We start from the raw sequence: 20,916 nt of genomic DNA, 5'->3' as shown, positions 1-20,916 counted from the left end.
TTCTGGAGGCCGATCTTGTCCCGTCCCACCGCCCGCACGTCGGCGCTGGTACCCGTTCTCGCCCTGGGCGGCATCACGGTGTCGCTGCAGCAGACGACGGTCGTCCCGCTCGTGCCGCAGTTCCCGGCGCTGCTGAACGCCCCCGCCGCCGACACGGCGTGGGTGGTCACGTCGACGCTGCTCGCGGCGGCCGTCGCGACGCCCGTCGTCGGGCGGCTGGCCGACATGTTCGGCAAGCGGCGGATGCTGCTGTTCTGCGTCGCGGTGCTGGTCGCGGGTTCCGTCGTGTCCGGGCTGTCGAGCTCGCTGATCCCGATGGTGGTCGGGCGCGCGCTGCAGGGCCTCGCGGTCGGCGTCATCCCGCTCGGGATCAGCCTGATGCGCGACGCGCTGCCACCGGAGAAGCTCGGTTCGGCCACCGCCCTGATGAGCGCCTCGCTCGGCGTCGGCGGCGCGCTCGGGCTGCCGCTGGCCGCGCTCGTCGCGCAGTACGCGGACTGGCACTGGCTGTTCTGGGGCTCCGGCGCGCTCGGCGCGATGGTGTTCGTCGCCGTCCTGGCGATCGTCCCGGAGTCGCCGCAACGCACCGGCGGCCGTTTCGACGTGCTGGGCGCCCTGCTGCTCGCCGTCGCGCTCGTCTGCCTGCTGCTGGCCGTGTCCAAGGGCGGCACGTGGGGCTGGGGGAGTCCGACGACGCTCGGGCTGTTCGGCGGGTTCGTCGTCGCCCTGGTGCTGTTCGGTCTCTGGGAGGTGCGCAACCGCGAGCCGCTCGTCGACCTGCGGGTCACCCGCCGCCGTCAGGTGCTGCTGACGAACATCGCGTCGATCGTCATGGGCTTCTCCATGTTCGCGATGTCGCTGGTCTTCCCGCAGCTCCTGCAGCTGCCGCTCGCCACCGGGTACGGGCTCGGCCAGTCGATCGTGGTCGCCGGGCTGGTGCTGGCGCCCGGCGGGCTCTGCATGATCGCGATGTCGCCGCTGTCCGCGAGGATCTCGGCCGCGTCGGGCCCGCGGACGACGTTGATGATCGGTGCCGCCGTGGTGGCCGTCGGGTACGTCGTCGGGGCACTGTTCCACTCCGCGATCTGGCAGCTCGTCGTGTCCGCGATCGTGATCAGCTCCGGGATCGGTCTGGCCTACGGCGCGATGCCGTCGCTGGTCATGGCGGCCGTGCCGGTGACCCAGACGGCGGCCGCGAACAGCCTGAACAACCTGATGCGCGCGATCGGCACGTCCACCGCGAGCGCCGTCGCGGGCGTGCTGCTGGCCCAGCTCACGACGCGCGCGGCGGGCGTGACGGTGCCGTCGGAGAACGCGTTCCTGATCGTGATGGTGCTCGGCGCGGGCGCCGCCGTCGTGGCCGTGGTGATCACCGCGTTCATCCCGCGCAGGCCCCCGGTCGACGCGGCGGTGGCCGTCGGTACCCCGGAGCCGGCGACGGCCGACGCGCCGGGTGCCGACGGGGCCGGCCACGCCCCCGGCGATCTCGACGGCCACCCGGTTCCGGTGGGTGCAGCGGAACCGGCCGGATCACCGCGGGTACCGGCCCGTACCGCCGACGTGGTGGCCGGAGTCGTCCGGTACGCCGGCGCGCCCGCCGACGACGCGGTGGTCACCGTCGTCCGCTCCGACGGCCGCCAGCTCGGGCGTGGCCGCACGGACCGGGCCGGGAGCTACGCGATCGAGCTCGCCGACACCGGGACCCCGCACCTGCTCGTACTGCGCTGGGACGGCCGTCCGCACGTCGAGTACCTCGGTCCGACGCGATCCCAGGCCCGCGACGTGGACCTGGACGACGGCCATCGCCTCACACGTGGCACCGCCGCCCTCGGTTCCGAGGCCGGTCCGGGCCCGGAGCACGCCGTCGACACCGAGCGGCACCCGGCACGCACGTGATCGTCGTCCGGGTGCCGCGCACCGGATCGGTGATCACCGTGACGCCGCGGGCGCCGAGATGAACACCACGGTCGTCACGGCCGGCTCGGACGACGCTCACGTTCACCTCGGCGCTCGCCCGAACACACCGGGCCGCCCCACCGCCCGAACACACCCGGCCGCCCCACCACACGAGGAGCACCCGTGACCGACACCGACATCACGCGCGTCGACCTGCGCCGTCACGGGTTCGGCCCGGCACCGGACGCGACGGCGCTGCGGGAACGCGACGGCCTCACCCGGATCCCGACGCCGTTCGGGCCGTCGGCCTGGCTGCTGACCCGGCACGCCGACGTCCGCACCCTGCTCGGTGACGCCGACGCGTTTGCGAACGGCTGGACCGCGGAGGACATCGGTTCCGCCCGCGACCCGCGGCAGCTCTCCGGCGACCGCACCGGAAACCTGCTCTCGCTCGACCCTCCGGACCACACGCGCCTGCGCCGGATGCTCACGCCGGAGTTCACGGTCCGGCGGATGCGCAGGCTGGAGCCGCGGATCGTGGAGATCGTCGACGACCACTTGGACGCGCTGGAGCGCCACGGTCCGCCCGGCGACCTCGTCGCGACGTTCGCGCTGCCGATCCCGTCGCTGGTGATCTGCGAGCTGCTCGGCGTCCCCGCCGCGGACCAGGACGAGTTCCAGGAGCGCACGGCGAAGCAGCTGGACACGACGCTGCCCGAGCCGGAGAGGGTCGCGCTCGCCGCCGAGGCGCTGGCCTACATGCAGGACCTCGTCGCCCGCGCCCGTCGTGACCCGGGCGAGGACCTGATCGGCATGCTGATCCGGGAGCACTCGGACGACATGACCGACGCCGAGCTCGTCGGCGTCGCGAACCTGCTGCTGGTCGCCGGGCACGAGACCACGTCGAACATGCTGGCGCTCGGGACGCTGGCGCTGCTGCGCCACCCGGACCAGCTCGCGCTCGTGCGCGACGAGCCGGACGCCGTGTCCGGCGCCGTCGAGGAACTGCTGCGCTGGCTGTCCATCGTGAACTCCGGCTCGCCGCGGCTGGCGCGTCGCGACGTGGAGATCGACGGGGTGACGATCCGCCGCGGCGACCTCGTCTCGTTCAGCCTGCCCGCCGCGAACCGCGACCCGGCCGTCGCCGACGACCCGGAACGCCTCGACGTCACGCGCCGCACGACGAACCACGTCGCGTTCGGGCACGGCGTCCACCACTGCCTGGGCGCCCCGCTGGCGCGGATGGAGATGCGGGTCGCGTTCCCTGCGCTGCTGCGGCGCTTCCCGGACCTGCGGCTCGCCGTCGCCGACGACGATGTCGAGTGGGCCACCCACCGCGCGATCCACGGACTGGTGCGGCTGCCCGTCACGTGGTGATCGATGGTGCTCAACGCGGCGTGGGGGCTCGGCGAGAACGTCGTGCGCAATCGACACGATGTCGCTGAACCCGGACAGCGTGCTGGAGGTCGTGAAGCGGGTGGCCGAGGCGGAGAAGGTCTCCTAGGTCGCAAGGAACGCGTCCAGCAGGCCCGCCCCGCGCAGCATGGCGCGAGCGCGGGCGGTGAGCGCCTCGCGGCGTTCGGCGAGCGCGTCGGCGAGTGCCGTGGTGTTCCCGGCGTCCCGTAGCTCGTCGAGCAGCGGACCGATCCGCGCGAGCGGATGCCCGCCGCGGCGCAGCTCGCGGATCACGTGCGCGTCCCGGACGTCCGCCGCGCCGTAGAGGCGGTGGCCGGCACGGTCCCGCGCCGGGCGCAGCAGCCCGGCTCGCTCCCATCGCCGGAGCGTCGCCGGCCGGAGCCCGACCCGGTGGGCGAGTGCGCCGACCGGGATCGGACGGTCGTCCCCGTGGGGTGACCCGTCCACACCGGACAGACCCGCGAGGGCCCGCTGCACGCCGTCGAGGACCCGGCGCCGGTCGAGCAGGTCGACGTGGCCGCGGTCGACGAGCTCGAGCGCGTCGCCGATCCGCCCCTCGACGGCCGCCGCCATGATCGCCCGCGCGGCCGCGTGTCCGTGGCCTGCGACGAGCGCGAGGAACGCGCGCAGCGCGGCAGCGTGCCGGTCGGTGTACGAGCGATACCCGGACGGCCTGCGGCCTGCCGCGGGCAGCACGCCGGCGTCCTCGTAGTTCCGGACGGCCTGCGTCGACAGGCCGTGCTCGCGGGCCAGGTCGATCGGTCGCAGTGTTCCTCCGGTTGAGGGTTGTCTGGTGTGTCTCATGGTCAAAGCGGCAGAAGTGCCAATCGAGTGTTCAACGATACCGTCGAATCACATGAGCACCCCCGGTCAGCTGGTACTGGACACGGCCCCCTCGCTCCCGCGGCTGATCGGCCTCGGCGAGCCGCTGCACGGGTCGGACGCGTTCGGCCGCAGCCGCAACGACGTGCTCCGCCACCTCGTCGAGCACGCGGGCTTCCGCACGATCGCGCTGGAGAGCAGCAGCTGGGCCGGGCGCCTCGTCGACGCCTGGGTCCGCGGCGGGCCGGGTGATCTCGACGACGTGCTGGCCCGCGGCATCACGCACGACTTCGGCCGGTTCGCGCCGAACCGCGAGCTGCTCGAGTGGGCCCGAACGCACAACGCCGGCCGGGCACCCGAGGGCCAGGTGCACGTCACCGGGTTCGACGGGCCGCTGGAGATGATGTTCGCCGAGAGTCCACGTGCGACGCTGGCGCACCTGCACGCGTTCCTGACCGATCACGGGGTCCCGGTCGCCGGCTGGGACACGCTCGACGGGCTGCTCGGCGACGATGCACCGTGGATCGACCCGGCCGCCGCGACGGACGCATCGCGCTCGGTCGGGTCGCAGGACCGGGTCCGGGAGCTGCGGACGCTGGCCGACGATCTCGCCCGCACGCTGACCTGCACGATCCCGGCGCTGGTGCCGGTGGCCGGCCGGGACGCCGTCGACGATGCCGCGCTCGCCGCCCGGTGCGCGACCGGCCTGCTCGCCTACCACTCCGCGATGGCCGAGCCGCTCGCGGACGCGCTCCGCTGGAGCCGGCTGTCCGGCCTGCGCGACGCGATGATGGCCGACAACCTGCAGGCACTGTCCGCCCGCCGGCGGACGCTGGCGTCCGGGCACAACCTGCACCTGCGCACCGGGTCGGCGCGGATGGCGATGGGACCGATGGACGTCGGATGGCAGCCGGCGGGCGCCCACCTGTCGGACCGCCTCGGTGCCGACTACCTGGCCGTCGGCACCGCCGTGGGCCGTCTCGACGGGGTCGAGGACGCCGGCCAGGACACGATCGAGGCGTGGCTCGCCGCGCAGGAGGCCCGCGTCGTCCCGACGGGCGCGATCCCGCGCGGCCGCCCGAGGCGGGCGACGACGAGCCCGGCCTACTTCCCGCTCGACGACGCCGTGCTCGACGAGCTGGACGCCGTGCTGTTCGTGCCCGACGCCCGGTAGCTCAGTCCCAGGCCACCGGCAGTGCGTGCACTCCGAACACGATCATGTCCGTGCGCAGCGGGACCTCCGCGGCCGGGACGTCCAGGCGCAGGCCGGGCAGGCGGGCGAGCAGTTCGGTGAGCCCGATCTTCAGCTCCACGCGCGCCAGCTGCTGGCCGAGGCACTGGTGCACGCCGTGCCCGAACGCCAGGTGCGGCGTGCGTCCGCGGCTCAGGTCGAGCCGTTCCGGCTCCGGCCAGTGCCCGGCGTCCCGGTTGGTCTCCGGCACCGAGACGAGCACCGTGTCCCCGGCCGCGACCGTGACCCCACCCAGCTCCACGTCCTCGGTGGCGACCCGCTTCGGTCCGGTGTGGATGATCGACAGGTAGCGCAGGAGCTCCTCGACGGCCGAGTCCCCGAGCTCCGGGTCGTCGCGCAGCGCGGCGAGCTGGTCGGGGTGCTCCAGCAGGGCGTACGTGCCGAGCGCGAGCATGTTCGCGGTCGTCTCGTGCCCGGCGCCGAGCAGGGTGACCGCGATGTCCACGAGCTCCCGGTCGGTCAGCGCGGCCTCGGTGTCGTGCACGAGGCCGGAGAGCAGGTCGTCGGCCGGGTGCTCGCGCTTCTGCGCGACCAGTCCCTGCATGAAGCGGTAGATCGCGGCGCTCGCCTCGGCGCGCTCGGTGTCGCTCGCGTTCAGGTTCAGCGCGACGGCCGTGCGGTCCTGGAACTCGGCGCGGTCGGCGTAGTCGACGCCGAGCAGCTCGCAGATCACCAGCGACGGCAGCGGCAGCGAGAACGACGGCACCAGGTCGGCCCGGTCCCCGCCGTCGCGCATGGCCGTGATCAGGTCGGTGGCGATCTCCCGGACGCGCTCCTCCAGCGCCCGCATCCGGCGCACGGTGAACTGGCCGATCAGCAGCCGGCGCAGCCGCGTGTGCTCCGGCGGGTCCATGAAGATGAACATCCCGTCGCCGCGGGGCTCGTCCGGGCCGAGCGGTGGCTCCGGACGGGTCGCGTCCGCCCGCCGGAACGAGTCCGAGCTGAACCGCGTGTCCGCGAGCACGGCGCGGGCCTCGTCGTAGCCGGTCACCACCCACACCTCGTTCCCGTTCGCCAGGCGGGTCCGTGCGACTGGGGCCTCGGCGTGCAGGCGGCGCAGCTCCGCTGGCGGGTCGAACGGGCAGCGGAGGTCCCGCTCGAGGAGTTCCGGCGGCAACGGACGGCTGATCGTCGGCGTGCGCGGTGCGGTCACACGGCCATCCTAGACTTTGTTGGCACTCACTGCCGAGAAAGGCGACCGGCGGGACTCAGCGGAACACGTCGTCGATCACCACGGTGACGTGCGCGGGCTCCAGACCGGTCAGCCGGCGGACGGTGTCGCTCACGGCGCCGCGGACCTGTTCGCCGAGCGCGACGAGGTCGTGGCCGTAGTCCGCGGCCAGCGTGATCTGGATGGCCGTGCTCGTGCCGGCGACCCCCGCCGTGACCCGGCCCGGCTCGTCGACCTCCTTCGACAGCGCGACCCGGACCCCGGGGATCTCCTGCGCGCCCCGCCGCGCGGCCGCGACGACGACGCGTGCGGAGATCCGCGTGACGCCCTGCGGTGACTCGATCAGCCCGAAGTCCGGGCGCGCCATCGCCGCCCGGATCTTCCCGAGCGCGGTCTCGACGACGCTGTCCGGCACGGCGACCGGCTCCGCGGCCGACTCCCGGACCGGCGCCCAGAGCCGGTCGTACTCGCCGAGCGCTGCCTGGCAGTGCGGGCAGTCGAGCTGGTGGTCGTCCCGCTCGGCGGCACGGCCCTCCGCGACCTGCTCCAGGATCGCGTCCGCGTCGCGTCCGCACGTGAGTCGCTCTGCAGCCGTCACGACCAGCTCCGCAGGGACTCCATCAGGCTGCGACGGGCCCGGTGCAACCGCCCGCGGACCGTCGGCTCGCTCAGGCGCAGGATCGTCGCCACCTCCTGGTAGGTCAGGCCTTCGAACTGGTGCAGGACCAGCACCGCGCGCTGGTCGTCGGGCAGGTCCGCGACCGCGGCCATGACCGCCCGCGCGCGGTCGCGGGCCAGCACCTGCTCGTCGGCTCCCGCCTCGGCAGGGGCGTCGGTCTCGAGTATTTCCCGGGTGGGCTTTCGGCGTCGAACCGTGTTCAGGCAGCGGTTCACCACGACCCGGTAGAGCCACGTGGTGAACGAGCTCTCGCCGGCGAAGCCCACCAGCGCCGTCCAGAGCTGGATGACGACGTCCTGGGCGACGTCCTCGGCGTCGTGCGGGTCGGACAGCATGCGCAGGGCGATCCGGTAGATGCGCGTGCGGTGCCTGCGGACCAGCACCTCGTAGGCGTCGACGTCGCCGGTCCGTGCCTTGGAGATGAGCCAGTCGTCGGCCTGCTCGTCCAGGCCGTCCCGACCACCCCTGTCGGCCATCTCGACGGTCCTCCTGCAGCCACCTCGTCCGGCGCGTGGTCTCTGCGTGAGCACGGTAGGACACCGCGGCCACGGGCCGTCTCCCGGACCGGAGGGTGACCGGCGTCATGCGGCCGCCGCCGTGCGGGATCGGGCTCCCGTGGTGTCCCACGACCGGACCACTCCGGACCTCGTGGCGCGTGCGGGGGCCGCCGTCGGAGTGGATGCACCGCCGGACGGCGCGCCCCGGGGCTACCGGGGCGGCGCGAGCGCGTGCCGCGTGCCCAGCCACCCGGCGATCTCGGAGGCGGCCAGCACGTTGCCGGTCGGTTCGCCGTCGGAGAGGGCGCCGCCGAAGTGCAGGCCGCGGACCGTCGCCGTCGTCAGGTCCGCCGCGCCGAGTGCGTCGATCATGGCGCGGGTGTCCGACGGGAACGCGGCCTGGTCGCCGGTCAGCTCGACGAACAGCGTCGGAACGGTGACACCGGGCGCGCAGCGCACGAAGTCCGCGTTCGACGAGAGGCCGGACCAGGTGGACAGCCACGCCTCCGGCGTGGTGAGCCGGCCGAAGCCGACCTGCCCGTAGTTGATCAGGTCGGGCCGCTTCCCGAACAGCGAGCCGTACGGCCGCTCGCTCGGGTCGATGCCGAGGTCGACGGTGCGCGGGTCGGCGTCCGTGCGGAACACCGTGATCATTTTCGGGGCGAGCGCCCTGCGCCGGTCCGCGGCCCGGCCGCTCTCCTTGTGGGCGGCGCGCGCCGACGCCGTGCGGGCCAGGTGCTCGCGGGCGACGGCGTCGATCCGGGCGACCCGGTCGCGCTGGGCCGCGCGGTAGCGGGCGAGGAACTCCTCGGAGTAGTGCGCGCTGCGGGGCGGCTCGGCGAACCCGTTCGCCGGGTCGAACGGATCGAGCTCCGGCACGACCGACAGCGGGTCCGACTCGTCGGCGACGGACGGGTCGATGCACCCGAGCAGCAGCCGGCCCTGGCCCGGGTGCGGGGCGAGGAACACGGCGCCGTCCGCGAGCGGCAGCTCGGCGTCGGCGAGACCGGTCGGGCGATCGCCGGGCGTGCGGGCCAGCCGCGCGGCCGGGTCGAGCCCGGCCTGCTCCAGGTAGAACGCGAACAGCGTGCCGCCGCCGGAGTGCCCGAGCGTGACCACCGAGTCGAACCCGCGCTCGCGCAGGAAGACCTGCCCTGCCGCGACGTCGAGCAGCGCCTGCTCGTGCACGAGCGTCAGGTCGTTGTTCACCGACCGGGTGTGCTGCGTCCACACCGCGACGCCGGTGGCCAGCAGCAACGGGACGAGCGCGTGGAACGTGACGTCCTGGCGCGGGTGCATCAGGCAGACCACCGTGGTCGCGCCGGGCACGGTGGCCAGGACACCACGGACCGTCGCACCGTCCGATGTGGCCAGCTCGTGCACGGACGTGACCGTCGACTCCGGACGCTCGCCGGCCGCGAGGTAGCGACCCGCCCCGAGCCCGCGGGTGGAGGCCGTCATACCGGTTCCACCCGCAGCGCGTCCTTGTCGTGCTGGGTGATGTGCGCGTCCCGGGAGACGCCGGCGACCGCGGAGTACCAGACGGCGTGCCGGCAGTCGGTCGAGCGCCGGTCGACGACGACTGCGCCGTCGGAGCTGATCGCGAAGTACGGCCCGATCCGGCCCACGGTGACCGCCGGGTCCTCGGCCGCGACCTTGGCGACCGACGTGTTCTCCGGGACGTCGAGGACGTAGAGGACGGTCATCGCACCGCTCCCGCCTGCTGCTCCTCCCACGCTCCGGCCCGCTCGACGATCAGCTCGGCCTTGCGCGCGAGCAGCTTGCCGAACGTCGGCTCCGGCTCGGCGACGACGTCGAGCAGCGCGTCGATCGTCAGCTCCGCGTCCAGGTCCTCCTGCGGCGTGACCGGCCGCATCGCCCGCGTGATCTCGAACATGTAGCCGTTCGGGTCGTGCGTGTAGATCGACTCGATCGTCTCGTGCCGGATCTGCATCTCCACCGGCCACGCGCTCTCGTCGAGGCGGCGGCGGTACTCCAGCAGGTCCTCCTCCGAGTCGACGTGGATCGCGAGGTGCCGCGAGCGCACGAAGTACTCCGGGACGTCGTCGCCGAAGCGGGCGTAGACGTCGCCCTTCGCGGTCCGGGTGCCGGCGATCGTCGGGTCGGTGCCGAAGTAGTAGAAGAACGCCAGACGGTCGTCGTTGCCGATGTCGAAGAAGAAGTGGATGAAGTCCGGGTGGTCCTCCGGGCCCCAGCCCGCCGCGCAGATCGAGTGCACGACCGGGAAGCCGAGGACGTCCCGGTAGAACCGGACGGTCCCCGCCGGGTCGAACGTGGGGAACGCGGCGTGGTCGACGCCCTGTACGCGGTGGTCCCGCTCCGTCATGTCCGCCTCCTGCGCATGGTCCTGCCGAACTGACGTCGACGGTACGCGGGTCTCGACGCTTACGTCAACAGTTCGACGGATGAGTCAGGAGTCAGAGGTCGAGCATCCTCTCGAGGTGGTCCAGGTCCTGGCGCAGCATCTTCAGCGCGGCGCCGGGTCCCTCGCCGTCCAGCGCGTGGTGCTCCGTGCGGTGCAGCGCCCCGACGGCCATGTCCGCGAACTGGGCGATCACCGCATCCGCGTCGGCGCCCCGGCGGTGCGGGTCGAACCACCAGGCCACCCAGTTGCACATGCCGAGCACGCCGAGCGCCGCCATCCGGGCGTCCACCGGCCGGAACACACCGGCCCGCACCCCGTCGTCGACGATGCCGGTGATCACCTTCAGCACGGCGCGCCTGCTCTCGGCGTACGCCTCGGTGAGCTCGTCCGGCAGTTCGGCCTCGGAGCGGATGAGCAGGCGGAACCGGGCGGGCTGCGTCGTGCGGCGCCGGACGATCACCTGGACGACGCCGCGCAGCATCGCGACCGGGTCGCCGCCCTCGCGGGCCACGAGGTCGTTCAGCTCGTTCAGCGGGCCGTCGGTGACCTCGGTGACGAGCCGGGCGAGCAGCTCGTCCTTGCTCTTGACGTAGTAGTAGAGCGCGGGGCGCGTGATGCCCAGTGCGTCGGCGATGTCCTGCAGGCTGGTCCCGGCGAATCCGCGCTCGGCGAACAGCCGGGTGGCCTGCTCGAAGAGCTCGTTCTCGACGAGCTCGCGGCGCGCCGTGCCGGCCCGTCCGCGGCCGGTGCCGCGCGGTGCACTGCTCATGGCCGACGATCGTAGGCGGCCCTCACCGCGCGGCCACCTGCCCTGCGGCGAGCAGGCGCCCCGCGCCGGGCAGCTCCGGTGCGAGTCCGAGATGGCGGAGCAGCGTGAACGCACCCGCCGTCGCGGCCGAGACCACCGGCAGGCCGAACTCCTCCTCGGCCGGCCCGACGAGGTCCAGCGAGGGCATCTGCACGCACGCGGAGATCACCAGCGCGTCCGCTCCGTCCAGGGAGAGGTCGCGCGCCGCCCGCAGGATGCGGTCGCCGGCGATGCAGCCGACCTCGGTGTTGTCGCCGACCTCCAGCGCCGCCCAGTCCACGACCTCGAAGCCCTCCGCCTCCAGGTACGCGACGACCTGCTGCGCGAGCGGACGCAGGTACGGCATGACGAGCCCGATCCGCACGGCACCGAGCGCCCGCAGTCCCTCGACGAGCGCCCCGGCGCTGGACAGCACGGCGGGGTGCTGCCCGGCGGCGGACAGCTGCGCCGTGACGGCCTCCTCGGTGCTCCGGTGCGTGCCGGGGCCCTGTGCCATCAGCGCGACAAGGCACGCGTAGAGCAGCGCGTCCACGCCCGCGTCGCCGAGCTCGTCGATGCACCGCTCGCGCTGGTCGTTCATCGCGCGCAGGCCCTCCGGCGAGACCGCCTGCATGCGCATCCGGCTGGAGTGGAACGAGAACCGGGCGTCGGCGTGCCGGGCGAGCAGCGCCGGCACCTCGGTCTCGACGGTGACGTTCGAGCTGGGGACGACGAGCCCGATCCGGTGCGGTGTCATGCGCGTCCTCCCGAGAGGGTGATGGCCTCGGCGATCTCGGCCTGCAGGCGTTTCTTGTCCAGCTTCCCGACCAGCGTCCGCGGCATCGCGTCGAGCTGCTCGATCCGTTCCGGCCACTTGAACTTGGCGACGTCGAGCGACGCGAAGTGCTCGCGCACCTCGTCGAGCGTCAGCGGGCCGCCGTCGGCGACGACCACGGCGCACGTCCGCTCGCCGAGCCGGGGGTCCGGCATCGCGACGACGGCCACCTCGGTGACGCGCGGGTGGCGGAGCAGCAACAGCTCGACCTCCTCGGCGTTGATCTTCTCGCCGCCGCGGTTGATCAGGTCCTTGATCCGCCCCTCGATCGCGACGTTCCGTTCGCCGTCGATCACCTGGACCGACGCGAGGTCACCGGTGCGGTAGAAGCCGTCCGAGGTGAACGCGACCGCGTTGTGCGCCTCCGTCGCGTCGTCGGTGGAGTAGTAGCCCCGCAGCGTGTACGGGCCACGGCAGACCAGCTCGCCGACCTCGCCGTCGGGCAGCGGGATCTCGGTGCCGGGCTCCAGGATCCGGATCTCGTCGGCGGGGGACAGGGGGGTCCCGACCGTCGTGGCGCGCGCGAGCCGCGGAGCTCCGGGACGGGTGGTGAGGAACAGCCCCTCGCCCATCCCGAACAGCTGCCCGGACCACAGCCCGCGCCGCTCCAGCCGGTCGAACAGGGCGGGCGGGACCTTCGTCCCGGACAGCACGACCTGGGTCAGGGCCGCGGCGGCGTCGTCGAACCCTGGATGGTCGACGGCCGTGAAGTGCCCGTGCCCGAGCAGGACGTGGGTCGCCGACTCGCGCGCCATCAGCGGCAGCGACTCGTCCAGGTCGGCGGTGCCGAGCACCAGCGCCGCACCCACGCTGTGCGGTGCGTGCACGGCACAGACGATGCCGGCGTTGTGGATGATCGGGATCAGGTGCGCGACCCTGCTCTCCTGGCCCCAGCCCCACGACGCGGCGTAGGCCGAGGCGTTGTACCAGTACTCGGCGTGCAACCGGGGGATCACCTTCGGGACGCCGGTGGTGCCGCCGGAGAGCTGGAACGCGGCGACGCCGTCCGGGTCGAGCCCGGCCTGGATCCGCTCGACCGTCGCGCGGGCGGCGTCCCGGTCGATGCCGGTCCCGAGCGTCTCGATCGCGGCACCGCGCGGATCGTCCGGGGAGCCGCCCAGCACCAGGACGTGCCGCAGCGTCGGGTGGCCGTCGCGCTGACCGGCGGCGAACTCGACGAGATCGATCCCGCGCGTCCCGGCCTCGACCAGATGCGCCCGCGCGCCGACCTGCCTGCTGATCTCGCCGACCTCGTGCCCGCGGTGCGCGGCCAGCGTGCACACCGGCACCAGGCCGGCCTTCAGCACCCCGTACCAGGCGAGGACGGCGCCGAGCCGGTTCGTGACCTGGAACAGCACCGGGTCGCCCGGCTCCAGTCCGAGATCGGCCAGCCCGGCCGCGAGGGCGTCCGTGCGCTCGTCGAGCTCGCGGAACGTCACCCGCCCGTCCAGTGCGACGACGGCGTCGGAGTCGGGATGGACCAGCGCGACGGCGTGCAGCTCGTCGGCGATCGTGCGGGTGCCCCAGAGCCCGGCGTCGCGGTAGGCGCGGACGACCTCGGGCGGGTGGGGGACGACCGTCGCGGTCATGCGGGCTCCTCGGCGGTGAGGGCGACCAGGTCGGTGCGGGCGCTGACCAGACCGGCGGCCAGATCGTCGCGCAGCGCCTCCGGCCCGTCGACGACGGTCAGTGCGCCGGTCTCGGTGCGGATCCGCTCGGCCAGGTCGAGCCGGGTGAGCAGCGCGCCCCGCTCGGCGGGGCCGCTCAGGCGCACGCCCGCGGCGCCACGCTCCCTGGCCGCGCGGGCGCGGGCGACGGCGGCGTCCCCGTCGTCGTCCCAGGGGTCGGTGGTCACGTTCTCGATCGTGACGAGTTCTCCGTCGTCGGCGGGCGTCGCGCGCCGGTCCGGACGGCGGCGTCCGCCGTGGTGCAGCGGGCGGTCCAGGACCCACTCGACGATGCCTCCCGGCGGTGCCGCGCCGTCGCCGTAGTGCTCCAGCGCGGCGTGCACGACGTCCGGCGCCGTCTCGGCGAACCGGTCCAGCGGCACGTTCCCGGCGCGGGTCATGTAGGCGACCATCAGCTGCTCGACCGGTAGGTGCATCCGCTCCGGAAACGACTCCCACCACAGTTGGCTGCGTCGGGCGAGCTCCTGCAGGCGCTCCACCGACGGGCGGCGGACATCCTCGTAGCGGCGGAACGCCGAGGTCGTGTCCTGCTCCTCGCCCAGGGCGTCGACCAGCGCGATCGCGTCCTCCATGGCCAGCTTCGTGCCGGAGCCGATCGAGTAGTGCGCGGTGTGCGCCGCGTCCCCGAGCAGCACCGTCCGGCCGTCCGACCACCGCTCACAGTGGACGGTGCGGAAGCGGAGCCACCGGGTGCGGTTGCCGATCAGCGGGTGGCCGTCGAGCCGGTCGGCGAACGCCCGCTCCAGGTAGCGCAGCGACGCCTCGTCGGTCGCGTCCGCCGCGGTCGCCTCCGTCGTCGCGTCGAAGCCGGCCCGGTGCCAGGTCGCCTCGTCGGTCTCGATCAGGAACGTGCTGCGGGTCGGCGCGTAGGGGTAGGCGTGTGTGACGAACGTGCCGTGCTCGGTGCTCGCCGGCGAGAACATGGCGTCGTGAAGCGCGAAATCGGCGGCGCACCAGAGGTACAGGCCGCGCCCGACGTCGACGGTCGCGCCGAAGTCCCCGGCCTCGCGGGTGGCGCTGCTGACGCCGTCGGCGGCGACCACGACGTCGGCGTCCAGATCCTGCGCCGCGCACCGCGTGCCGAACTCGAGCCGGGCGCCCGCCTTCTCGGCGTGCCGCTGCAGGATGGCGAGCAGCTCGGTGCGGGCGACGCCGACCAGGTGGTCGTTGCGGACACGGACGACGTCCTCCCCGACGCGCATCGTCATGTCGTGCCGGTACCCGGCGGCGAGGATGTCGCGCAACGTGTCCGGGTCGGCGGCCTGCAGGTTGCGCTGGGTGCCGGCGGCCAGCCCGACGCCGAACCCGAACGTCTCCTCCGGCCTGCCCTGCTCGTGCACGACGACCTCGCACGTGGGGTCGGCGAGCCGGAGCAGCCGGGCCGCGTAGAGCCCTCCCGGTCCGCCACCCAGCACGGCGACGCGACGGTGCGGCATCCGAGTCCTCCGTCCGGTCGTTTACTGATTCGTCGAGTATTCGACGCTGACGCCGGTTTCGTCAACCCCGGGCCTTGACCGCTCCTGCGGATGTGTTGAATAGTCTACGCATCCGTAATCAGCCGCGGCATTCCGCCGGCGGCACAGCCGCGCGAAGGAGCGTGAGCCATGGCCTATGTCATCGGCGTGGACGTGGGCGGCACGTTCACCGACGCCGTCCTCGACGACGACGCCGGGACCGTGCTGGCCGCGAAGTCCCCGTCCACCCCACCGGACTACTCGCAGGGCGTGCTGGACGTGCTCGGCCTCCTGGCCGAGCAGCTCGGCAGGTCGCTGCCGGACATGCTGGCCGACACCCACCACATCGCGCACGGCACCACGTCGTCGTTGAACGCGCTGGTCACCGGCAACGTCCCGCCGGTCGGGTTCCTGACCACGAAGGGACACCGGGACTCGATCTTCATCATGAACGTCGAGGGCCGGTACCTGGGCCGCTCCCCGCACGAGCTGCAGCACGTGCTCGGCCAGGCGAAGGACCACGCGCTGCTGCCCAAGCGGCACGCGCTCGAGGTGACCGAGCGGATCGACCGGGACGGCACGGTCGTCGTCGGGCTGGACGAGGACTCCGCCCGCGCCGCGATCCGCGCGCTGGTCGACGACGGCGTCCGCGCGATCGCCGTGTCGCTGCTGTGGTCGTTCCGGAACCCGGTGCACGAGCGCCGGCTGCGCGAGCTCGTCGCGGAGATCGACCCGGACCTGTTCGTGGCGCTGTCCAGCGAGGTCAGCCCGCGGATCCGGGAGTTCTCCCGGAACGCCACCACGATCATGAGCACCCAGGTCGGACCGGGTCTGCGTGACTACCTGACCACGCTCGAGACGACGCTGCGGGAGAACCGCCTGACCGGCCCGCTGCTGGTCATGCAGTCCAACGGCGGTGCGGTCGCGGCGGCGGAGGCGCCGGCGGCGGCGATCAGCACGGTCGGGTCGGTGCTCACCGGCGGTGTCGTCGGCTCGGTGGCGCTCGGCCGCCAGCTCGGCCACCGCAACATCATCTCCACGGACGTCGGCGGGACCACGTTCCTGGCCGGGCTCGTCGTCGACGGCGAGCCGGTGCGGGACACCACGACGATCATCAACCACCACCCGATCAACGTCCCGACGCTGCGGGTGGACGCGATCGGCTCCGGCGGCGGCGCGATCGCCTGGATCGACCCGGGCGGCAACCTGCGGGTCGGTCCGCGCAGCGCCCAGGCCGTGCCCGGTCCGGCCTGCTACGGCGCGGGCGGCACGGAGCCGACGAACACCGACGCCAACCTGGTGCTCGGCATCCTGCCGGAGCGCGGGCTGCTCGGCGGGCGCAAGCCGCTGTCGCTCGACCTGGCCCGCCAGGCCATCGAGACGCGCGTCGCGAAGCCGCTCGGGCTCTCCGTCGAGCAGGCCGCGGCGGCGATCTACGCCGTGCAGAACGCGCAGACCGGCGACCTCCTGCGCAAGACCGTCGTCGAGGCGGGGCACGACCCGCGCGAGTTCGTGCTCTACGCGTTCGGTGGGGCGGGCCCCGCGCACTGTGCCGGGTACGCGGCCGAGGTCGGCGTGACCGAGGTCGTGGTCCCGCTCGGGCCGGTGGCCTCGGCGTTCTCCGCGTTCGGGCTCGCGTCCTCGGACATCGTGCTGGCCGCCGAGCTGTCCGACCCGACGGTCGTCCCGTTCGACCCGGCCCGTGCCCAGCGGAACTTCGACGAGCTGGAGCGCCGGGTCCGCGACGGCCTGGACCGGCAGGGCGTGCCGTTCGAGTCCGTCGAGATCCACCGCGAGATCGACATGCGGTACACGATGCAGCTGGCCGAGGTCACCGCCCCGGTGTCCGGCGGCACGCTGGACACGGCCGCGATCGAGGCGGCCGGAGCGGCGTTCGAGGCGCGCTACGCGGAGCTCTACGGCCGCGACGCCGGGTTCCGCGAGGCCGGCATCCAGGCGATCACGTTCCGGGTGCGCGGCGTCGGCGTCCTGCCGTTCAGCCCGGAACTCCCGCCGGTGCCGACGGCCACGTCGCCGGACCCGTCCGACGCGCAGGTCGGCACGCGCCCGGTGCAGCTCGACGCCGCCGCAGGCTACGTCGACACCCCGGTCTACGACTACCGGCGGCTCGCCGCCGGGCACGTCCTGACCGGCCCCGCGATCGTCGAGGTGCCGACGACCACCGTCGTCGTGCCGGCCGGGACCACCGGCACGGTCGACGAGCTGGGCAACCTGACCATCCGCACCGGGGTCACCACCCCGTGCCTGCCGACCCGCGAAACCGCCGGGAGTGTCTCGTGAGCATGCCGATCCCCGGCTCGGAGATCTTCTCCAGCCGCCCCGTCGACCCGGACGAGCTGGCCCGCTCGCTGCCGTCGTCGCTGCCCGCGCACACCGTCACCCAGGAGCAGGTCGACGCGCTGGACCCGCTCACCTACGAGGTGATCCGGCACCGGCTGTGGTCGGTCACCGACGAGATGGGCGAGGCGCTCAAGCGCATGTCCGGCTCGCCGATCGTCACCGACGCGAACGACTTCGACTTCGCGATCTCCGACGAGCTGGGCCAGGAGGTCCAGGTCGGGCTGTACAACACGATGCTCGTCGGCGCGGTGGACCTGGCGATCTACTGGACGCTGCGGCACCGCGCGACGAACCCGGGCATCGCCGAGGGCGACATGTTCCTCACCAACGACCCGTGGGTCGGGGGAGGGCTGCACCAGAACGACGTGATCGTCTACCAGCCGGTCTTCCACGAGGGGAAGCTGTTCGCCTGGACGAGCGCGATCTGCCACGAGCCGGACCTCGGCGGCGTGGGGCTCGGATCGTTCAGCCCGTCCGCACAGGACGTGTTCTCCGAGTCGCTGCCGACGCCGCCGGTCAAGGTGGTGCGGGACTTCCAGCTCCAGCGGGACACGTCCGACCTCTGGATCCGGCGCTCGCGGGTGCCGATGCTCGTCGCGCTCGACCTGCGCGCCAAGATCGGCGCGAACAACGTCGGCCGGGAGCGGCTGCTCACGCTCATCGAGCAGTACGGCGCGGACACGGTCAAGGCCGTGATGAAGCGGATGATGGGCGACGCCGAGTCCCGGCTGCGGACCAAGCTGGAGTCCATCCCGGACGGTTCGTGGAGCGCGACCGGCTACCAGGACCAGTCGCACGAGGGCGACCGCGGCCTGCACAGGATCACCGTCACGACGACGAAGACCGGCGACCACCTCACGTTCGACTTCACCGGCACCGACCCGCAGGCCGGCGTCATCAACTGCACCTACGCCGGGATGCGCGGCGGCGTGATGCTCGCCCTGCTGCCGATCCTGGCCGGGGACATCCCGTGGTCGGCGGGCGGGCTGATGCGCTGCTTCGACCTGGTCACCGAGGAAGGCACGATCAACAACGCGGCGTTCCCGGCCGCCGTCAGCCGCGGCCCGATCGGTCCGGCGTGGCAGACCGGCAGCCTGGTCGCGGAGTGCCTCGCGCAGATGCTCGACCGCTCGCTGGAGCTCGGGCGCAACGTGCAGGCCACGTGCTGCGGCACGTGGGACACGGCGGTGATCGCCGGGCTGGACGAGCGCGGGGAGCAGCCCGCACCGTTCCTGTCGATCATGATGGAGCCGATGTCCGGCGGGTACGGCGCCCGCCCGCACGCCGACGGCATCGACACCGGCGGTCTGTTCTGCATCCCGATGGGCCGCATCCCGGACGTCGAGATGACCGAGTTCCTGTACCCGCTGCTCACGCTGTGGCGCCGGGAGCAGCCGGACTCCGGCGGGCCGGGGCGCCAGCGCGGCGGAGTCGGCGCGTCGATGGCGTTCACGCCGCACGGCACGTCCATCCCGATGGGGCTGGTGCTGGCCTCGGCGGGCAAGGCCGTCGCGCAGAACACCGGCCTGTCCGGCGGGCACCCGGGCAACAGCGGGCTCGACGTCGTCGCGCGGCAGAGCCGGATCGCCGAGGTGCTGGCGTCCGGGACGATGCCGTCGTCGCTGGACGAGCTCTCGGACAGCATCGTGCCCGGCCAGAACTACGAGTCCAGCTACCTCGCTCCCGGCGAGGTGTTCGCGATGACCTGGCAGGGCGGCGGCGGGTACGGCGACCCGCTGACCCGCGACCCGGAGGCGGTCGCCCGCGACGTCGCCGAGGAGAAGATCCTGCCCGGCAGCGCGACGTCGGTGTACGGCGTCGTGCTGACCGGAAGGAGCGCCGGCGGAACGAGCATCGGCGCCGGTTCCGATGTGGACCACGCCGCGACCGCGGCGGAGCGCGAGCGGCAGCGCGGGATCCGGCGCGACCGCTCCCGCATGGTCGGCGCCACGCGCGGCGGTGGCGACGTGAGCTCGGCGAAGCGGCTGGACGACAACCTCGTCGAGATCGCCGGGTCGGGCATCGCGTGCCGGCACTGCTCGGAGGTCCTCGGCGGGGCGGGCGATGGCGAGTCCCTCGGGCTGGCCGTCTACGAGGGACCGTCCACCGAGGCCGGTCCGCAGATCCTGGCGGACCCGTCGGACTACGTCGACGACGCCGTCGTGTTCCGGCAGTACTGCTGCCCGTCGTGCTGGACGGCGCTGTACTCGGCCGTCGTCCCGACCGACCACCCGGACGCCGCGTCGACGCTCGGACGGTCGGTCGTCCCGGCGGGTCGCGGGTGAGGTGATCCGCGGTCGGGCGGTCAGCATGTTGACCACGTGTCAGAATGTTGACCGCCCGCCGGGCCGGGTCTAGCGTCCGGCCGGTGACGACGTCCGCCACCGATCTCGAGACCCGCGTCCGTGCCTACATGGACGCCTGCACGTCCGGCGACGCCGCGGCCGTCGCCTCGCACCTCACCACCGACGCCGTGCACTACTTCCCGCCGGACATGTACGACGGGCCGTGGCGGGGCGCGGTCCCGATCGGCGAGAAGTGGGCCGAGAAGGTCCGCACCGGCCGGTCGGCGTGGACGGTCGACGCGATCGCCGTCGACGCCGCCCGCCGGGTCGCGGTGTGCGAGTGGACGCACTTCAAGCAGGCGGCGGGGGTGCTGCTGCGCGGCACCGAGTGGTACGAGTTCGACGGCGAGGGCCTGATCGCCGAGATCCGCGCCTACTACGCGTCGCCGCAGGACACGGCGCTGGCCCGGCTCGAGCTCGGCGGGTTCGACTACGCGGGCCGGGGTTATCCGGAGGCGCCGCGGGCCGCCGTCGGCGGGTGAGCGTGACCGGCGCATCGGGGCGCTCCGCCTCGCCCGCGGTCACCCGGGCAGCCGCGATCCTGACCCGTCTCGCCGCGGAGCCGGGCCGTCCGGTCGGGCCGAGCGAGCTGAGCAGACAGGTCGGCGTTCCGAAGTCGACCGTGCTGAACGTCTGTGCCGCGCTCGTCGAGGCGGGGCTGCTGAGCCGGTCCGGCGAGGGCTACGAGCTCGGCGGACGGCTCGCCGAGCTCGGCCACGCCTACCTCGCGGGCGTCACCGAGGTCGAGGTCTTCCACCGGCTCTGCCGGGAGCGGTACCCGCAGACATCCCGGACCGTCCAGCTCGCGGTGCTCGGTGACGGCGCGTCCGCGGTCTACCTGGCCCGCCACGACGGCCGCGACCCGCTCCATCTCGGGCTCGCCGCGGAGATCGGCCGCTCGGTCCCGGCGTACTGCACCGCGTCCGGCAAGGCGTTGCTCGCCGCGCTCGACGAGAGCGGGCTGGCCACACGCGTTCCGGCGGACGGCGCCCTGGAACCGGCCACGACCGCGTCGCTGTCCACGGTGGACGGGCTGCGCGACGATCTGCGGGCGACCCGGGACCGCGGGTACGCCACCGAGGACGGCGAGATCGTCGACGGGCTGTGCTGCGTCGGCGTCGCCGTCCGGACGCCGCGGCGGGCCGACGGGCTGGTCGGGCTCAGCTTCACCAGCATGCGTCGTGCGGCCGACGACCCGGCGTCGACGGCGGCCGAGCTGCGCGAGCTCGCCGGTGTGTTCGCCGCGCGGATCGGCGGAGGGCTCGCGTACTGACCTGCAGGGACGGACGTCGCGGGGCGGTCGCCGGCGGAGCCTGCGGGGTGGGGA

General features: G+C 73.5%; 18 protein-coding genes. 7 read left to right on the top strand and 11 right to left on the bottom strand.

All coding sequences use genetic code 11. From position 1 onward, the window contains the following. Window positions 1–15: 15 nt before the first annotated feature. Together EV378_RS08905 and EV378_RS08900 are read left to right on the top strand one after the other, a co-directional pair. On the top strand, window positions 16–1,896 hold the full coding sequence (locus EV378_RS08905; protein WP_341540414.1) for an MFS transporter: 1,881 nt from the start codon (window positions 16–18) through the stop codon (window positions 1,894–1,896). Between the two features lie 183 nt (window positions 1,897–2,079). Continuing rightward, window positions 2,080–3,273, top strand: coding sequence for a cytochrome P450 (locus tag EV378_RS08900; RefSeq protein ID WP_132422552.1), 1,194 nt, complete (start codon window positions 2,080–2,082; stop codon window positions 3,271–3,273). Window positions 3,274–3,396: 123 nt separating this feature from the next. Here the strand turns inward: EV378_RS08900 and EV378_RS08895 are convergent, their stop codons facing one another. Further along, a complete protein-coding gene (locus EV378_RS08895; protein WP_132422551.1) occupies window positions 3,397–4,116 on the bottom strand; it encodes a MerR family transcriptional regulator in 720 nt (239 codons plus the stop codon). 52 nt (window positions 4,117–4,168) lie between these two features. On the opposite strand from EV378_RS08895, the gene EV378_RS08890 reads away from it, so the two are divergent. After that, window positions 4,169–5,308 (top strand): erythromycin esterase family protein, encoded by a 1,140-nt coding sequence (locus tag EV378_RS08890; RefSeq protein WP_165922202.1) that lies wholly within the window; start codon window positions 4,169–4,171, stop codon window positions 5,306–5,308. A 1-nt stretch (window position 5,309) separates the two neighbouring features. Here the strand turns inward: EV378_RS08890 and EV378_RS08885 are convergent, their stop codons facing one another. The 10 genes from EV378_RS08885 to EV378_RS08840 form a co-directional block, all read right to left on the bottom strand. Continuing rightward, on the bottom strand, window positions 5,310–6,539 hold the full coding sequence (locus EV378_RS08885; RefSeq protein WP_132422549.1) for a cytochrome P450: 1,230 nt from the start codon (window positions 6,537–6,539) through the stop codon (window positions 5,310–5,312). A gap of 55 nt (window positions 6,540–6,594) precedes the next feature. After that, window positions 6,595–7,155: an Asp23/Gls24 family envelope stress response protein gene (locus tag EV378_RS08880; protein WP_132422548.1), complete on the bottom strand. Its 561-nt coding sequence runs from the start codon at window positions 7,153–7,155 to the stop codon at window positions 6,595–6,597. Next, window positions 7,152–7,712, bottom strand: a complete 561-nt coding sequence (locus EV378_RS08875) for an RNA polymerase sigma factor (protein ID WP_132422547.1) — start codon at window positions 7,710–7,712, stop codon at window positions 7,152–7,154. The genes EV378_RS08880 and EV378_RS08875 overlap by 4 nt, the downstream gene beginning before the upstream one ends. Before the next feature lie 231 nt (window positions 7,713–7,943). Continuing rightward, a complete protein-coding gene (locus tag EV378_RS08870) occupies window positions 7,944–9,194 on the bottom strand; it encodes an alpha/beta hydrolase (protein ID WP_132422546.1) in 1,251 nt (416 codons plus the stop codon). Further along, entirely contained in the window at window positions 9,191–9,439 is a 249-nt protein-coding gene (locus tag EV378_RS08865; protein ID WP_132422545.1) for a hypothetical protein, read from the bottom strand. The genes EV378_RS08870 and EV378_RS08865 overlap by 4 nt, the downstream gene beginning before the upstream one ends. After that, window positions 9,436–10,080, bottom strand: a complete 645-nt coding sequence (locus EV378_RS08860) for a VOC family protein (RefSeq protein ID WP_132422544.1) — start codon at window positions 10,078–10,080, stop codon at window positions 9,436–9,438. Before EV378_RS08860 ends, EV378_RS08865 begins: the two co-directional genes overlap by 4 nt. A gap of 91 nt (window positions 10,081–10,171) precedes the next feature. Beyond that, window positions 10,172–10,888: a TetR/AcrR family transcriptional regulator gene (locus EV378_RS08855; protein WP_132422543.1), complete on the bottom strand. Its 717-nt coding sequence runs from the start codon at window positions 10,886–10,888 to the stop codon at window positions 10,172–10,174. A gap of 22 nt (window positions 10,889–10,910) precedes the next feature. Continuing rightward, window positions 10,911–11,663 (bottom strand): maleate cis-trans isomerase family protein, encoded by a 753-nt coding sequence (locus EV378_RS08850; RefSeq protein ID WP_132422542.1) that lies wholly within the window; start codon window positions 11,661–11,663, stop codon window positions 10,911–10,913. Continuing rightward, window positions 11,660–13,330, bottom strand: a complete 1,671-nt coding sequence (locus tag EV378_RS08845; RefSeq protein WP_132422541.1) for a (2,3-dihydroxybenzoyl)adenylate synthase — start codon at window positions 13,328–13,330, stop codon at window positions 11,660–11,662. The genes EV378_RS08850 and EV378_RS08845 overlap by 4 nt, the downstream gene beginning before the upstream one ends. Beyond that, window positions 13,327–14,865 carry an FAD-dependent monooxygenase gene (locus tag EV378_RS08840; protein ID WP_132422540.1) on the bottom strand — a complete coding sequence of 513 codons (1,539 nt, stop codon included), beginning with the start codon at window positions 14,863–14,865 and terminating at the stop codon, window positions 13,327–13,329. Before EV378_RS08840 ends, EV378_RS08845 begins: the two co-directional genes overlap by 4 nt. Before the next feature lie 168 nt (window positions 14,866–15,033). On the opposite strand from EV378_RS08840, the gene EV378_RS08835 reads away from it, so the two are divergent. The 4 genes from EV378_RS08835 (at window position 15,034) to EV378_RS08820 (ending at window position 20,862) form a co-directional block, all read left to right on the top strand. Continuing rightward, window positions 15,034–17,184 (top strand): hydantoinase/oxoprolinase family protein, encoded by a 2,151-nt coding sequence (locus EV378_RS08835; RefSeq protein ID WP_132422539.1) that lies wholly within the window; start codon window positions 15,034–15,036, stop codon window positions 17,182–17,184. Next, a complete protein-coding gene (locus EV378_RS08830; RefSeq protein ID WP_132422538.1) occupies window positions 17,181–19,529 on the top strand; it encodes a hydantoinase B/oxoprolinase family protein in 2,349 nt (782 codons plus the stop codon). The genes EV378_RS08835 and EV378_RS08830 overlap by 4 nt, the downstream gene beginning before the upstream one ends. Before the next feature lie 83 nt (window positions 19,530–19,612). Next, entirely contained in the window at window positions 19,613–20,071 is a 459-nt protein-coding gene (locus EV378_RS08825) for a nuclear transport factor 2 family protein (protein WP_207908618.1), read from the top strand. A 2-nt stretch (window positions 20,072–20,073) separates the two neighbouring features. Continuing rightward, window positions 20,074–20,862 (top strand): IclR family transcriptional regulator, encoded by a 789-nt coding sequence (locus EV378_RS08820; RefSeq protein WP_165922201.1) that lies wholly within the window; start codon window positions 20,074–20,076, stop codon window positions 20,860–20,862. Window positions 20,863–20,916 lie beyond the last annotated feature (54 nt).

The sequence above is a fragment of the Pseudonocardia endophytica genome (assembly GCF_004339565.1).
Classification (GTDB): domain Bacteria; phylum Actinomycetota; class Actinomycetes; order Mycobacteriales; family Pseudonocardiaceae; genus Pseudonocardia; species Pseudonocardia endophytica.
This window is presented reverse-complemented; position numbering and strand designations above follow the sequence as displayed.

What these genes read in the sequence shown, in the direction of transcription:
- EV378_RS08835 (WP_132422539.1), top strand. Translation starts at nt 15,034, where the DNA reads ATGGCCTATGTCATCGGCGTGGACGTGGGCGGCACGTTCACCGACGCC.
- EV378_RS08875 (WP_132422547.1), bottom strand. Translation starts at nt 7,712, where the DNA reads ATGGCCGACAGGGGTGGTCGGGACGGCCTGGACGAGCAGGCCGACGAC.
- EV378_RS08860 (WP_132422544.1), bottom strand. Translation starts at nt 10,080, where the DNA reads ATGACGGAGCGGGACCACCGCGTACAGGGCGTCGACCACGCCGCGTTC.
- EV378_RS08840 (WP_132422540.1), bottom strand. Translation starts at nt 14,865, where the DNA reads ATGCCGCACCGTCGCGTCGCCGTGCTGGGTGGCGGACCGGGAGGGCTC.
- EV378_RS08855 (WP_132422543.1), bottom strand. Translation starts at nt 10,888, where the DNA reads ATGAGCAGTGCACCGCGCGGCACCGGCCGCGGACGGGCCGGCACGGCG.
- EV378_RS08865 (WP_132422545.1), bottom strand. Translation starts at nt 9,439, where the DNA reads ATGACCGTCCTCTACGTCCTCGACGTCCCGGAGAACACGTCGGTCGCC.
- EV378_RS08850 (WP_132422542.1), bottom strand. Translation starts at nt 11,663, where the DNA reads ATGACACCGCACCGGATCGGGCTCGTCGTCCCCAGCTCGAACGTCACC.
- EV378_RS08895 (WP_132422551.1), bottom strand. Translation starts at nt 4,116, where the DNA reads ATGAGACACACCAGACAACCCTCAACCGGAGGAACACTGCGACCGATC.
- EV378_RS08870 (WP_132422546.1), bottom strand. Translation starts at nt 9,194, where the DNA reads ATGACGGCCTCCACCCGCGGGCTCGGGGCGGGTCGCTACCTCGCGGCC.
- EV378_RS08845 (WP_132422541.1), bottom strand. Translation starts at nt 13,330, where the DNA reads ATGACCGCGACGGTCGTCCCCCACCCGCCCGAGGTCGTCCGCGCCTAC.
- EV378_RS08890 (WP_165922202.1), top strand. Translation starts at nt 4,169, where the DNA reads ATGAGCACCCCCGGTCAGCTGGTACTGGACACGGCCCCCTCGCTCCCG.